The organism is Pseudomonas syringae pv. tagetis (genome assembly GCF_022557255.1).
Lineage (GTDB): Bacteria > Pseudomonadota > Gammaproteobacteria > Pseudomonadales > Pseudomonadaceae > Aquipseudomonas > Aquipseudomonas caricapapayae.
Window position 1 is genome coordinate 2,940,272 of the sequence record NZ_CP092923.1, and the last position, 15,281, is coordinate 2,955,552.

General features: G+C 58.5%; 8 protein-coding genes. 5 read left to right on the plus strand and 3 right to left on the minus strand.

What is annotated here, in order from left to right; translation table 11 throughout:
- Positions 1–69 precede the first annotated feature (69 nt).
- Both MME58_RS13140 and MME58_RS13145 read left to right on the plus strand, forming a co-directional pair.
- On the plus strand, positions 70–2,181 hold the full coding sequence (locus MME58_RS13140) for a putative bifunctional diguanylate cyclase/phosphodiesterase (protein ID WP_055006319.1): 2,112 nt from the start codon (positions 70–72) through the stop codon (positions 2,179–2,181).
- Positions 2,182–2,283: 102 nt separating this feature from the next.
- Complete coding sequence (locus MME58_RS13145; protein ID WP_054988721.1) at positions 2,284–3,030, plus strand: SDR family oxidoreductase; 747 nt, start codon at positions 2,284–2,286, stop codon at positions 3,028–3,030.
- A 47-nt stretch (positions 3,031–3,077) separates the two neighbouring features.
- Here the strand turns inward: MME58_RS13145 and MME58_RS13150 are convergent, their stop codons facing one another.
- Complete coding sequence (locus MME58_RS13150; RefSeq protein ID WP_082427502.1) at positions 3,078–3,236, minus strand: hypothetical protein; 159 nt, start codon at positions 3,234–3,236, stop codon at positions 3,078–3,080.
- A 314-nt stretch (positions 3,237–3,550) separates the two neighbouring features.
- On the opposite strand from MME58_RS13150, the gene MME58_RS13155 reads away from it, so the two are divergent.
- Genes MME58_RS13155 through glgB form a run of 3 tightly spaced genes read left to right on the plus strand, consistent with a single transcriptional unit; the run spans position 3,551 to position 11,137 of the window.
- Positions 3,551–5,569 (plus strand): alpha-1,4-glucan--maltose-1-phosphate maltosyltransferase, encoded by a 2,019-nt coding sequence (locus MME58_RS13155; RefSeq protein ID WP_054988696.1) that lies wholly within the window; start codon positions 3,551–3,553, stop codon positions 5,567–5,569.
- A gap of 19 nt (positions 5,570–5,588) precedes the next feature.
- A complete protein-coding gene (gene treS / locus MME58_RS13160; RefSeq protein WP_055006318.1) occupies positions 5,589–8,915 on the plus strand; it encodes a maltose alpha-D-glucosyltransferase in 3,327 nt (1,108 codons plus the stop codon).
- Entirely contained in the window at positions 8,912–11,137 is a 2,226-nt protein-coding gene (gene glgB / locus MME58_RS13165) for a 1,4-alpha-glucan branching protein GlgB (protein ID WP_054988694.1), read from the plus strand. Before treS ends, glgB begins: the two co-directional genes overlap by 4 nt.
- 30 nt (positions 11,138–11,167) lie before the next feature.
- On the opposite strand, the gene MME58_RS13170 is transcribed toward glgB, so the two are convergent.
- Together MME58_RS13170 and MME58_RS13175 are read right to left on the minus strand one after the other, a co-directional pair.
- Positions 11,168–13,816 (minus strand): autotransporter family protein, encoded by a 2,649-nt coding sequence (locus tag MME58_RS13170; protein ID WP_055006317.1) that lies wholly within the window; start codon positions 13,814–13,816, stop codon positions 11,168–11,170.
- 251 nt (positions 13,817–14,067) lie between these two features.
- Positions 14,068–15,261: an MFS transporter gene (locus MME58_RS13175; RefSeq protein WP_055006316.1), complete on the minus strand. Its 1,194-nt coding sequence runs from the start codon at positions 15,259–15,261 to the stop codon at positions 14,068–14,070.
- Between the last annotated feature and the right edge of the window lie 20 nt (positions 15,262–15,281).

A 15,281-nucleotide genomic window follows, 5' to 3' on the forward strand; every position in this document is an offset into this window, starting at 1 on the left:
GGCAGCTATTGGGTACAATCACCCACGCAGTATTGGCATGGACGCGCTCATTGGGCTCCAGGTGCGTTTATGTTGATTGGCAGTTACACCCCCTCGCTCGTCGTGATATCCGCTCTCGTCGCAATTCTTGCTGCCTACACCGCTCTCGATCTGGTGGGCCGCATCATTTCGGCGAAAGGGCGCGCTGTTCATGTATGGATCGCTGGAGGAGCGCTGGCGATGGGCGTCGGCAGTTGGTCGACGCATTTTATCGGTATGCTGGCTTTCGTGCTGCCCATCGATCTCGGCTATGACGTGCCGTTGGTAATGCTGTCGCTGCTGATTGCAATCCTGTCGGCGGGTTTCGCCCTGTGGCTGGTCACGCAGCCGCAATTGCCTGCAGTGCAGCTAGGCCTGGGTGCTTTGTTGCTGGGCCTTGGCATCAGTGCCATGCATTACACCGGCATGGCGGCAATGCGCATGCAGCCGGGCATCGAATACACGCCATGGCTGGTCGCTTGCTCCCTGATCATCGGCATTGCAGCATCTGCTGCGGCATTGTGGATAGCATTCCGTCTTCGTCAGCAACGTTCCAGGATATACCTGACGCGCGCTTCAGTGGCGCTCATGCTGGGCATGGCCGTCATCGGCATGCATTACACCGGCATGGCGGCGGCCGGTTTCGTCGACGGCAGCGTTTGTGGTTCGCTGCCCGCAGGGCTGAGCAGCAATAGACTGGACAGGATTGTTGTGGTCACCAGTCTGTCGATTCTGGGTATCGCGCTGCTCAGCTGTATTCTCGACTCTCACCTCGAAACGCGTACCGCTGTGTTGGCCAACTCCCTGACTGAAGCCAACCGGGAGCTTATCCATCTCGCTCTGCATGACAACCTGACCGGGCTGCCGAACCGCGTGCTGTTGACGGATCGCATCGAGCAGGCGATGAAGAAGGTCCGCGAGAACGGTGGCTGTTTTGCGTTGATGTTCATGGACCTTGATGGCTTCAAGCCAGTCAATGACGCATTCGGTCATCACACGGGTGACCTGCTGTTACGCCAGATCGCCTTGCGCCTTCGCCAGAATCTGCACCGGTACGACACTCTGGCAAGAGTCGGCGGTGATGAGTTTGTGCTTTTGGTCGAACTGCATGATCCCCAGGATGCAGTGACTGTCGCAACGCGTCAGGTCAACGAAATAGGCAATCCATTTACCATAGGCGAGCATCAGTTGCAGATTTCGCTCAGTATTGGCATCTGCATGTACCCCGGTAATGGCAGCTCCCAGCACGAGCTTCTGATCAATGCCGATGCCGCCATGTACCACACCAAGGCGGCTGGCAAGAACGGCTACAGTTTTTTCGATGCGTCGATGAACAGCAACGCACGTAATCAGTTACAAATGTCGCAGGACTTGCGCAAGGCGATCAAGCGACGGCAGTTCTGTATTTACTACCAGCCCAAGTTCGACGCATTGACGGGGCTGCCCTTGGGCGCAGAAGCCTTGTTGCGCTGGAATCATCCGGAACAAGGCGTTCTGGGTCCCGATCTGTTCATTGCCATGGCAGAGAAAACCGGCCTGATCATCCAGATCGGCGAGTGGGTGCTGGACGAGGCGTGCCGGCAGATGCGCGAGTGGTACACCCAGGGCTACCCGCACTGGCGCATTGCAGTCAACCTCTCGGCATTGCAGTTCTGCCATTCCGGGCTGGTCACTGCGGTGGCCGATACCCTGGCCAGGCATCAGCTTCCGGCGAACTGCCTGACTCTTGAAATCACCGAGACCACGGCTATGCATAATGCCGATGCCAGTCTGGCTGTCCTGCAGAAACTTTCCGAAATGGGCGTAGATCTTTCGATTGACGACTTTGGCACCGGCTACTCCAGCCTGATGTACCTGAAGCGCCTGCCAGCCAATGAAATCAAGATTGATCGAGGTTTCGTGCGTGACCTGGAACACGACACCGATGATGCCGCAATCGTGTCAGCTATCGTGGCGGTAGGGCAGGCATTGAACCTGCGGATTGTTGCTGAAGGGGTTGAGACCGCTGTTCAGCAGCGCTTTCTGACGCACCTTGGATGTCATTCGCTGCAAGGCTTCCTGCTCGGTTCCCCTTTGCCTGCTCAGCAGTTTTTCGACGAAATCCGGGCTGCTGAAGCTAAAGCCGCAGCCAACCTTCCCGATACCGGACAACCGGCTTTCTGAAACGCATGGATGGCGCTGGACGATAAAGGCTGGCACGATCAGAAGTGTCTGGCTACCTTGCGTGTAGTAGCTGCACTTCGATGCTGGCTTCTGAGAAAAATCATGGAAAAAGTCCTTATTATCACGGGTGGTTCACGCGGAATAGGCGCCGCCACTGCGCGTCTGGCTGCGTCACAGGGCTATCGGATCTGTATCAATTATCTGTCCGATCATGGCGCAGCGGAAAACACGGCCGGGCAGGTCAGGGCGCTCGGGGCTCAGGCAATCACCCTGCAGGCCGATGTCAGCAACGAAGACGAGATCATGCGGCTGTTCTCCCGAGTCGATTCCGAACTCGGCCGGGTCACTCATCTGGTCAACAATGCGGGCACCTTGGCTCAGGCTTCAAGAGTCGAGGACATGTCGGAGTTTCGCATGCTCAAAATGATGATGACCAACGTGGTCGGGCCTATGTTGTGCAGCAAACATGCCTTGCTGCGCATGTTGCCCAGTCATGGAGGGCACGGTGGCAGCATCGTCAACGTATCGTCGCTGGCCGCCCGGCTGGGTTCGGCGGGCGAATACGTGGACTACGCAGCATCCAAAGGCGCTCTTGATACGTTTACCATAGGGCTTTCCAAGGAAGTAGCCGGAGAAAATATTCGCGTCAACGCGGTCCGGCCAGGCTTCATCTTCACTGATTTTCATGCCTTGAGCGGCGACCCTTCCCGCGTCAGCAAGCTTGAAGGCGCATTGCCTATGGGGCGCGGTGGCACTGCCGAGGAAGTGGCTGAAGCAATTCTCTGGTTACTCTCGGACAACGCGTCATATGCCACGGGGACATTCATTGATCTGGCAGGCGGGCGCTGAAGGCGTTCACGGGTTGGCGGACACCTTCAGTTTCTCTTGCTGAGACGTTACCCGGTCACCGGTGGGGCGTCGGGTGGCGGGTCACCTATCGGCTTTTCATTGGGGGGTGGTGTTGTTGGGGGTGGTTCCTGCTCGGGCACAGGTTCGGGCAGGGCAGGGTCATCTATGTTCGGATCAGGTACTTCTACCGGATTGGGTAACGTCATGGTTGCAGCCTCCTTGTCGACCTTTTTTACGACCCGCCGAATTGACTGATGATTCAATTGATTTGCGTCACGCAGCGTCACGTAACGACGTCCTCACCGATCTCCCCATCGCTGCGCTCGGCATTTGGCACATCTTCATATGCGCACCAAACAACCGCAAAACCTTTGAACTTTACCTTCGTTGACCGCTCGGAACCTAAGCAGCCGAATTCGACGAGTCTTCTGCATTTTTTGCTCGTCCGCTGCCATACCGTCAATTTTTCCATTGCATGGAATGCACAGGAGCGTCCCTGGGGCGTGAGGAGTGATGCTCGATGAATGAACAGCCATACGGTCCGGATTCCCTGGCCACCGATGTCCCGCACCCAACCCTTCCGCTGTCACTGACCCAGGCGCTGCAATTGCCCCGCATCGTAATCGAAGACACGTTGCCGGTGATTGACGGTGGACTGTTTGCGGCCAAGGCGATCATCGGGCAACCGGTTACCGTGACCAGCAAGGTCTACGCCGACGGGCATGACAAGATGGCGGTAAACATTCGCTGGCGTGCTGCCGATGAAGAAACCTGGCACAGCGCGCCGATGCGTGAATTGGGCAATGACAGTTGGGTCGGTGAGTTCACCCCGACCTCTGTCAGCCGTTACGTGTTTCGCCTGGAAGCCTGGATTGACCAGTTCGGCAGCTACCGTTATGAACTGGAGAAAAAGTTCGGAGCTGGCGTGCCTGTGGACCTGGAGCTGGAAGAAGGGCGTATTCATCTGGTACACGCAGCAGAACGTAGCAAGGACGAGCAGCGCCAGCAGATTGAAGGCCTGTTGGGCCAATTGGCGCAGGGCGATAAAGACGAGAAAGTTGCGTTGCTGTTGCACAGCGAGACCGCCAACCTGATGAAGCTGGCGGACAATCAGGCATTCCTGAGTCGTAGTGTTGAGTTTCCGCTGGACGTCGAGCGTGAGCTGGCGCAGTTCGCCAGCTGGTACGAGCTGTTTCCTCGCTCTATCACCGACGACCCGTCGCGCCATGGCACGTTCAACGATGTCCATTCGCGTCTGCCGATCATTCGCGACATGGGTTTCGACGTATTGTATTTCCCGCCAATTCACCCCATTGGTCGCGCGCATCGCAAGGGACCCAATAACTCCCTGACTGCCGGGCCGGATGATCCGGGCAGCCCGTATGCAATCGGCAGCGAAGATGGAGGCCATGAGGCCATTCATCCGCAGCTGGGCAGTCGTGAGGATTTCCGTAATCTGGTGAAGGCTGCTGCCGACCACGGACTTGAAATTGCGTTGGATTTCGCCATTCAGTGTTCACAGGATCATCCGTGGCTCAAGCAGCATCCGGGTTGGTTCTCGTGGCGCCCGGACGGCACGATTCGTTACGCAGAAAACCCGCCGAAAAAGTATCAGGACATCGTCAATGTCGACTTCTACGCGCCAGATGCCATTCCCGGGCTGTGGCTGGAGTTGCGTGACATCGTTCTGGGCTGGGTCAGCGAAGGTGTGAAGATTTTTCGCGTCGACAACCCGCATACCAAGCCATTGCCATTCTGGCAGTGGATGATCGGCGAGGTGCGCAGTCAGCACCCTGAAGTGATGTTCCTTGCTGAAGCCTTCACCAAGCCTGCCATGATGGCGCGCCTGGGGAAGGTCGGTTACAGCCAGAGCTACACCTACTTCACCTGGCGCAACACCAAGGCAGAGTTGTCGGAGTACTTCACCCAGCTCAACGAAGTGCCTTGGCGTGATTGTTATCGCCCGAATTTTTTCGTCAATACACCAGATATCAACCCGCGCTTCCTGCATGAGTCCGGGCGTCCCGGATTTCTGATCCGTGCTGCGCTGGCGACCATGGGCTCCGGGCTGTGGGGCATGTATTCAGGATTCGAATTGTGTGAGGCAGCACCGATCCCAGGCAAGGAAGAGTACCTGGACTCCGAGAAGTATGAGATTCGCGTCCGGGACTATGCAGCACCGGGCAACATCATTGCCGAAATTGCCCAGCTCAATCGCATTCGCCGGCAGAACCCAGCACTGCAAACGCACCTGGGGCTGAAGTTGTATAACGCGTGGAATGACAACATTCTGTACTTTGGCAAGCGTTCGGCGGATGGCAGCAATTTCATTCTGATAGCTGTCAATCTGGATCCTTACAACGCACAGGAAGCCGATTTCGAGCTGCCGCTTTGGGAAATGGGCCTGCCGGATGACGCAGCGACTTCGGGTGAAGACCTGATGACTGGGCACCGCTGGACCTGGTACGGCAAGTATCAGCACACGCGTCTCGATCCATCACAACCGTTTGGAATCTGGCGTATCCAGGCTGCGCAATAACACTCCCAAGGAGTCAGTAATGGCCAAGAAGCCCGGTGACGCGACGTTTATCAAAGACCCGCTCTGGTACAAGGATGCGGTGATTTACCAGGTTCATGTGAAATCGTTTTTCGATTCCAACAATGACGGGATCGGTGATTTCGCTGGCCTGATCGAAAAGCTCGACTACATTGCTGCGCTGGGGGTCAACACCATCTGGCTGCTGCCGTTTTACCCGTCGCCACGCCGGGACGATGGCTATGACATCTCCGAGTACCGTGATGTGCACAGCGATTACGGCACGATGGCCGATGCCAAGCGCTTCATCGCTCAGGCGCACAAGCGAGGCTTGCGAGTCATCAGCGAGCTGGTCATCAATCACACGTCAGACCAGCATCCTTGGTTTCAGAAAGCGCGCAACGCCAAGCCCGGTTCCAAGGCACGGGATTTCTATGTCTGGTCAGATACGGACCAAAAGTACGATGGTACGCGGATCATCTTTCTTGACACCGAAACCTCCAACTGGACCTGGGACCCGGTTGCCGGTCAGTATTTCTGGCACCGCTTTTACTCCCACCAGCCAGACCTTAACTTCGATAATCCGCATGTGCTTGATGCCGTGCTCGAGGTCATGCGTTTCTGGCTGGATCTGGGTATAGACGGTTTGCGCCTGGACGCTATCCCGTACCTCATCGAGCGCGATGGCACCAATAACGAGAACCTCCCCGAGACCCACCAGGTGCTCAAGCGTATCCGGGCCGAAATCGACGCAAATTACCCGGACCGCATGCTGCTGGCTGAGGCCAACCAATGGCCTGAAGACACCCAGCTGTATTTCGGCGACAGTAAAGGCCCGGATGGCGACGAGTGTCACATGGCGTTTCACTTCCCGCTGATGCCACGCATGTACATGGCGCTGGCGCAGGAAGACCGTTTCCCGATCACCGATATTCTGCGCCAGACCCCGGAGATTCCGGAGAACTGCCAATGGGCGATTTTCCTGCGCAACCACGATGAACTGACCCTCGAAATGGTCACTGATCGTGAGCGCGATTATCTCTGGAACTACTATGCCGCCGACCGCCGCGCACGGATCAACCTGGGCATCCGTCGACGCCTCGCGCCGCTGGTTGATCGGGATCGGCGGCGGGTTGAGTTGCTGAACAGCATGCTGTTGTCGATGCCCGGCACGCCGACGCTGTACTACGGCGACGAGATTGGCATGGGCGATAACATCTATCTCGGCGATCGCGACGGTGTTCGTACACCCATGCAGTGGTCGATCGATCGCAACGGCGGCTTTTCGCGCGCCGACCCGGCCAGCCTGGTGCTGCCACCGATCATGGACCCCATGTACGGTTTCCAGTCGGTCAATGTCGAAATCCAGGAGCGCGACCCACACTCGCTGCTGAACTGGAACCGACGCATGCTGGCTGTGCGTAAGCAGCAGAAAGCATTCGGCCGTGGCACGCTGAAGATGCTGTCGCCGTCGAACCGTCGCATTCTCGCCTATACCCGCGAGTACACGGCACCTGACGGTCACAGTGAGGTGGTGTTGTGTGTCGCCAACGTTTCCAGTGCCGCCCAGGCTGCAGAGCTTGAGCTGTCGGCTTATGCGGGCACAGTGCCGGTGGAAATGCTGGGCGGTAGTGCATTCCCTCCTATCGGCCAGTTGAGCTATCTGCTGACGCTTCCGCCGTATGGTTTTTATTGGTTTTTACTGGCTTCGGAGAATCAAATGCCCAGCTGGCACGTTGAACCTGCGCAAAGCATGCCGGACTTCCCGACCCTGGTGCTCAAGAAGCGTCTTGAGGAATTGCTCGAAGAGCCGCTGCGCAGCACTATGGAAAACACGTCACTGGCCGTCTATTTGCCCAAGCGCCGCTGGTTTGCGGGCAAGGACAAAGCCATCGAACAGGTCAACATCGCTTACGCAGTACGTTTCGGTGACGATGCGCATCCCGTATTGCTCAGCGAAGTAGAGGTGACTGCAGGTGGTCAGACTGACCGTTATCAGTTGCCGTTCGGGTTGCTGGCCGAAGACGACATCAGCAGTGCATTGCCACAGCAACTGGCGCTTGCCAGAGTGCGTCGCAGCCGTGACGTCGGACTGATCACCGACGCGTTTACCCTGGAAACCTTTATTCGCGCGGTGATTCAGGGCATGCAGGCGGATACGGTCATTCCGTGTGCCGACGGCGAGTTGCGTTTCGAACAGAGCTCGCAGCTTGCGCCACTCGCCCTGAACAACGAGTCGGAAGTACGCTACCTGTCTGCCGAGCAGTCGAACAGTTCGGTGGTCGTTGGTGGGAGTCTGGTGCTCAAGCTGATTCGAAAAGTCAGCGCCGGCACGCATCCGGAGCTGGAAATGGGCGCATTTCTGACCCATGCCGGTTTCAAGAATATCTCGCCGCTGCTCGGTTCTGTGGTACGCGTCGGCAAGGACGGACAGCCGAACTTGCTGATGATCGCCCAGGGCTATCTGAGCAATCAGGGGGACGCCTGGGAATGGACGCAGAATAATCTGGAACGCGCCGTGCGTGATGAGTTGGCGCACGGCGTCTCCGGTCAGGAACAGCACTACAATGCGTTGCTGGAGCTGGCGGATTTTTCTCGCAGTCTTGGTCAGCGCCTGGGTGAAATGCACCAGATTCTGGCATCGCCGACCGATAATGCGGACTTTGCCGTTGAAGTCACCAGCAGCCAGGACAGCAAAGCTTCTGCAGCCAGTGTCAACGCTCAGCTCGAGCGCGCCATGCAACTGCTTGAGCAGCGCAAGGGCGATCTGGACAAGGACGATCAGCAACTGGTCAGCGACTTGCTTGCACAACGCAAACAGATTCGTCAGCGTGTCGATGGCCTGGCCAAGCGTTCGGCAGGTGGCCTGCGTATCCGCGTACACGGTGACTTGCACCTGGGCCAGGTGCTGGTGGTCAAGGGCGATGCTTATCTGATCGATTTCGAGGGTGAGCCGGCCCGCGCACTTGAAGAGCGCCGTGCCAAGCACAGCCCCTTCAAGGATGTCAGCGGTGTTTTGCGCTCGTTCGACTACGCTGCCGCGATGGCAGTGCGCAGCGCACAAAGCGTCGATACATCCCCGGAAGCTGCCGGTGCTCGCAAACGTGTCGCCGATACTTACCTTGCGCAGGCGCGGGAGGCCTTTATCGAAGGCTATCGCTCGGCAACTGCCGGGATCGCCCACAGCTGGAAAGATGCAAAAGGGGAGGACGCCGCACTGGAACTGTTCACCCTTGAAAAAGCTGCCTATGAAGTGATCTACGAAGCCGAGAATCGTCCAGCCTGGTTGGCCGTTCCCTTGCAAGGCTTGCGTGGATTGCTGCAACCGTCTGATGGAGAACCTGTATGAATGTGCCTGACAAAACCGGCACAGGTCGCCGCGCGATTCCCGCTGCCGTGGACCTGGACGCGCTGATCCGCGCTGAACACCGTGATCCGTTCTCGATCCTCGGGCCGCACGGTGATGGCGGCAGCGGGCAGTACGTTCGCGCCTATCTGCCTGCTGCGCTGAGTGTACGCCTGCTGGCCAAAGACGATGGTCGCGAGCTGGGCGAGATGGAAATGAGCGAGGTGCCGGGGTTTTTTGTCGGTCATCTTGAGCAGCCACAGCCCTATCTGTTGAAAATCAACTGGGCTGGCGGTGAACAGATCACCGAGGACCCCTACAGCTTTGGTCCATTGCTGGGCGAGATGGACCTTTACTTGTTTGCCGAGGGTAATCATCGCGATTTGAGCAGTTGCCTGGGCGCACAAGTCACCAGCGTCGATGGCGTGGACGGTGTTCGTTTTGCAGTCTGGGCGCCCAATGCGCGTCGTGTTTCGGTGGTCGGCAGCTTCAACAGTTGGGATGGCCGTCGCCATCCGATGCGCCTGCGTCACCCGACCGGCGTATGGGAAGTGTTCGTCCCGCGTCTGCAGCCAGGTGAGCTCTACAAGTACGAGATTCTCGGTGCTCACGGCATTCTGCCGCTTAAAAGCGACCCGATGGCCTTGGCCACCACATTGCCGCCCGATACCTCATCTAAGATCTCTGCGCCGCTGCAATTCGAGTGGAATGACCAGGAGTGGCTGCAATCAAGGGCAGGGCGCCACGAAGTCACTGCACCGCTGTCGATCTACGAGCTGCACGCAGGCTCCTGGCAAATGGAGCAGGTCGACGACAACCAATGGCGGCAGTACAACTGGCGTGAACTGGCTGACCGCCTGATTCCTTACGTCAAGGAACTTGGCTTCACGCACATCGAGCTGATGCCGATCATGGAGCACCCGTTCGGTGGTTCATGGGGCTATCAGTTGCTGGCCCAGTTCGCGCCAACTGCGCGTTATGGTTCGCCGGAAGATTTCGCCTTCTTCGTCGATGCCTGTCACCGGGCTGAAATCGGCGTCATTCTCGACTGGGTTCCGGCGCATTTCCCGACCGATACCCATGGCCTGGCGCAGTTCGACGGTACTTGCCTGTACGAGTACGCCGACCCCAAGGAAGGCTTTCATCAGGACTGGAACACTCTGATCTACAACCTGGGACGCACCGAGGTTCATGGCTTCATGCTGGCCTCGGCACTGCATTGGCTCAAGCATTACCACATCGACGGGCTGCGCGTGGATGCTGTGGCGTCGATGCTGTATCGCGACTATTCGCGTAATGCGGGTGAGTGGGTGCCAAATCGCTTCGGCGGCCGCGAAAACCTCGAGGCCATCGACTTCCTGCGTCATTTGAACAACGTGGTCGCGCTGGAAGCCCCCGGGACCATGGTGATTGCCGAAGAGTCGACTGCATGGCCGGGTGTCAGCAAGCCCACCCAGCAAGGTGGGCTTGGCTTCAATTACAAATGGAACATGGGCTGGATGCATGACTCGCTGCAGTACATGGAAGAGGACCCGATCAACCGCGGGCATCACCATGGCAAGTTGAGCTTCAGCCTGGTGTATGCGTGGTCTGAGCGTTTTGTACTGCCTATTTCGCACGACGAAGTGGTGCACGGCAAACATTCGCTGATCGACAAGATGCCGGGCGATCGCTGGCAAAAATTTGCCAACCTGCGCGCCTACCTGTCCTTCATGTGGACGCACCCCGGCAAGAAGCTGCTGTTCATGGGCTGCGAATTCGGCCAATGGCGCGAGTGGAATCACGACAGGGAGCTGGACTGGTACTTGATGCAATATGCCGAGCACGTGGGTGTGAAGAAACTGGTCGGCGACTTGAACCGCCTTTATCGACAAGAGAAGGCGTTGCACGAGCGCGATGCAGACCCTGCCGGCTTCCAGTGGCTGGTCGGCGATGACAGTGGCAACAGCGTGTTTGCGTACCTGCGTTGGAGTAACGACGGCGAACCGCTGCTGGTGGTCGCCAACATGACCCCGGTGCCGCGCCTGGACTATCGTCTTGGCGCGCCGATGCGAGGTGCCTGGACAGAGCTGCTGAACAGTGACGCGGAAACCTACGCGGGCTCCAACTTTGGCAATGGTGGCGAGGTCCTGACTGAAGCCGAGCCGGCGCATGGGATGGAGGATTCGCTGGTACTGAATCTGCCACCACTCGCGGTGCTGATCCTCAAGCCGAAGAAACACTGATCAAGGCGCGTCTCCGCGCTGACGGTCGCGTTACCACGCCAGCCTGAACCCCAGGCTGGTGTTCACCCCCTGCGCTCCGTGGTCGTCCAGATCAACGAGGTAATCAGCGATCCAGTGCAGACTGGCGTTGCTGCTCAATGTGGCTACCATCCCTGCGCCAACACTGCCCGTCGTTGATCGATGCTCGGTCCTTGTCTGCTCTGCATGATTGAAGGTCAGCGTGTCGTGACCGTCAACGGTGTGCCAGAGGTTGCCCCGCAGATAGGGCTCTATCGGTACGCTGCTCAAATGATAGCGGCCCTTGAAGCGCATGCCGATGCGCCCTGTGCGGTAAGCCTGACTGTCGAACCCGAGATGGGCAATGCCGTCATGCTGATCCTGCAGATCTACGCGCTGGTAGATGATCTGTACCTGAGGCTCTGCAACCCAGCGCTGCGAGAGCGCCAGCGGGTAACCTGCCTCGACAGACAGGCTCATGACGTGGCCTTCAGTGTCGACACCTATCCCCCTGACCGAGCGGCTGCGGCCATCCAGGCGTGTACCCATTGCTACTGCGTCGACGTATCCGCCGCTCGGTGTGGTCAGCGTCCAATATGCGCCCAGGCTCTCGCCCTGAAGTTTCAGGCGCCCTGTCTGGTAGTCGCTGAAACCTTCTGCAAAACCCTGCACCTTGCCCTCCAGACGGTTGTGCGCGACGAACAGGCCAAGGCGCTGAGTCCGCCCGCTGTCCCGTTGCCAGGCATACAGGTCATGGCCTATCTGATAACCCTTGAATGAAGCGTCCAGGCCAGGGCTCACGTCTCCCGACCAGCGTTGCCTGAAGTCGCTGCCGGACACGCGTGCCCAACCGGCCGACGTCGTGCCGTTTTGCGTCAGCAAGGCCTGATCTCCCTGACGCTCATGAAACGTGCCCAGTGAGCTCAGGGCCAGGACCGCAGCGGCAGGTGCCACAACGGAGTAATTGGCGACCTCGGGGCGGTACAGCGCGATGGTCGCGGCTCCGCGAACGGGTTCGGGCAGTGGCGGGGTTCCTATCGCCGGGACTGGCAGTGTGGCTGCTGGCGTGACAGGGGGCGGGCTGCCTGGTTCAGGGTTTGGAGGCGGGGGAGGCACAGGTTGCGGTGTCGGTGTCGGCTCGGGAACTGGTTCAGGTGCGGGCAGCGGCGTTGGCTGTGCAGGTTCTGGGGCGGGCTCGACAGGGAGCGGCGCTGGGGTTGGCGGAGCGATCACCGCAGAGCGCAGAAACCAACTGTTCTCAGAGCCGGCAGTAGCGCCGCCCTTGAACAGGTAATACTGATAAGCGCCTGCAGACAGCGGATTTTGCAACGAGAAGGCTGTGTTGTCGCTGGCTGCACCGTTGATGGCTTGCACCACTTCGATGCCATTGCCACGGGTCAGGGCACCCAGCCCACCCGAGTTGCTGACGATCATACGTGTAGAACCACTGATACGACCCTGTGCCACCACCAGTCGGTCGCTGGCGGATGCATCATCGCCCAGCGCCGAGAGCAACAGCAGCCGCCCGTTCTGGCCGGTGTAATCGCCGGTTACGGTCAATGTGCCAGCGGTTGATGTTCCTGCATCGCTCAAGTCCAGCGTTCCGGCATTCTGCATTGAGGCAAGGAATCCAGCGCTGAAGGGGACAACGCTGCCCGAGGTCGAGATCAGCCTGCTGCTGGAGTCTATGTTCAGAACGCCGGTGTCAGTCACACTGTCGCCGAGCACAAGCGTACCGGTCAGACCTAGCTGCGAGCCGTTGCTCACGTTGACTGTCTCCCAGTTGGCATAACGACCCGGCCGCGAAGATACGGTGTTGTCAAAGGTCAATACGTCGTTGCCTGGGCCACCGTCAAGCAGTGGGTTGGCGCTCAGGTAGTATTCGCTCAGGTTATACAGGCGAGCCGTGTCATTACCTTCGGCCATCAACACGCTATTGCGTACATAGCCTCCGGTAAGCCAGTTGAAGGTGTCATTGCCTGCGCTGGCACGGACTTCGCCGCGAATTTCGCCGGCGCTGAGGCTGATCTGGTCGTCGCCGCCACTGACACTGACGTTGCCGCCCACAATGCCGCCCGACAGTCTGATCGTATCCCTGCCAAAGCCGGTCACCAGGTTGTTGATGACAGTGCCGCCTGACATGTCGAACACATTATTGTCCAGCTTCATATCTACGCGGCCGATGCTGCCACCGGTCATCACTGCTTGATCCCCGTCCTCGAAAGCGCGGGTGATGGTGCCTCCTGTCATCAGAAAGGTGTCCTGCCCATCGCCTTGAGCCAACGAGCCCAGCGTGCCACCGGTCATGACAAAGTCGTCCGGGTCGTCGCCCTGGCTCAGGTCGCCGCTGATCTCGCCCGCCGACAACGTGAATTGGTCGACTCCGGCACCTTGCGAGATGTTGCCTAAAACACGGCCCGACTGCAGGTCGACGTTGTCCATTCCCGTACCGTAAGTGATGTCGCCGGAAACAATACCTGTTCCGCCTGCCGGGAATACAAGCATGTGATCGCCGCTCAGGCCGATAAAAGACCCGCTGATACCGCTGTCACAGACTTGAACACCGGATGATGCCGAGGAAGACAGTACACAGGCTCCGTCGGCACAGGACGGGATGATGGCCAGCATCACGACCGGCAGGACACTATGGGGACGGTAAAAATGAATACAGCGAATTTTCATGAAAGCTCTCCCGGCCAGATGGGCAGCAGGGAGGCAATCGAAACGGATCAAGGCGCCAGACTGCCACGCTCGGTGACGTCGCACCAACGCTGGCGACGGTCGGATTGCACACCTGTTTCAAGGCCTGCAGGATCAAGTCAAGAGGTCATTGATTGATGCGTCAAGAAGTTGACCGACCAATGGAAGGCTTTCAGTATTTTCTGCTAACTATTGGAACTACAAGATAAAAGCTTATGCAATAAAGGCAGTGCTCATGCTGAATCTGGTTGATGAACGGCGCGGCGTGATAACCAGATTGTCAGGGCCAATGCGCAGACTGATAGCAACGCGGCGTAAAAGAAGATCCAGTCATAGCCCTGACCTGAAGCGATAGCGCCCATCACCGGACCTGCGATCGCCAGAGCCAGATCGAAGAACACGGCGTAGGCACTCAGTCCCGCACCGCGGCTGGGAGTCGGCACGCTTTTGATCGCTTCTACGCCCAGGGCGGGGTAGACCAGTGACAGGCCGACGCCGGTCAGCCCGGCACCTGCCAGAGCGATGCCGCTGCTTGGCGAAAGCCAGAGCATCAACAACCCACAGATTTCCACCGCCATGCAGAGCATGGCCGCGTGGTAGCCGCCGAGCCGATTGATAGCACCGATGAACAGCAGGCGAGCAAGGATAAAGCACACGCCAAACACGCTCAGGCAATAGGCCGCGCCTTCCCAGCCACGGTTCAGATAAAACAGGGTGATGAACGTGGTAAGCGTACCGTAGCCGATAGAGGATAGCGTCAGTCCCAGACCGTAAGGCGCGATTCGACCGAACACCGACCAGTAGGGCAGGCGCTCACCGACAATGATCGGCACCGATGGTTTGTTGCGGATCAGCCACAGCGCCAGTCCTGCCATGGCGGTCAAGGCGACTCCCAGGCTGTTGAAGCCCACGGCATCAATGACAACTACGCCGAGTGGCGCACCAATCGCTATCGCACCGTAGGAAGCTATACCATTCCACGAAATCGAGCGGGCAGTGTGTTCCGGGCCCAGCTTGCCGATGCACCAACTGATGGTGCCGACCCCGATCAGTCCTTGAGAGACCCCTAGAAACAGCCGCGCGACGATCAGAATCGACAGGCTCAGCGTGGCAACTTCCTGAAGCAGTGTTGCCAGCAGCGTCATGCTGCCGCTGATGACGATGCCCCAGAGTCCGAACACGATAGAGCGCTTGCTGCCCAGCGTATCGGTCGCCCGGCCGGCAAACGGTCGGCTGAGCAACGTCGCAAGGTATTGCGAGGCGATCGTGAGGCCCGCAATCAATGGGCTGAAACCCAACTGGTCATGAACATAACCGGGCAATACGGCAATGGGCAGGCCAATGCACAGGAACGCGATGAACGTGTAGAAGACGATGGAAACGATCTGCAAGGTGATCGTCATGGAACCGGAGTGTGCGGCAGGCATTGGGCTCTTCGCTGGCAGGC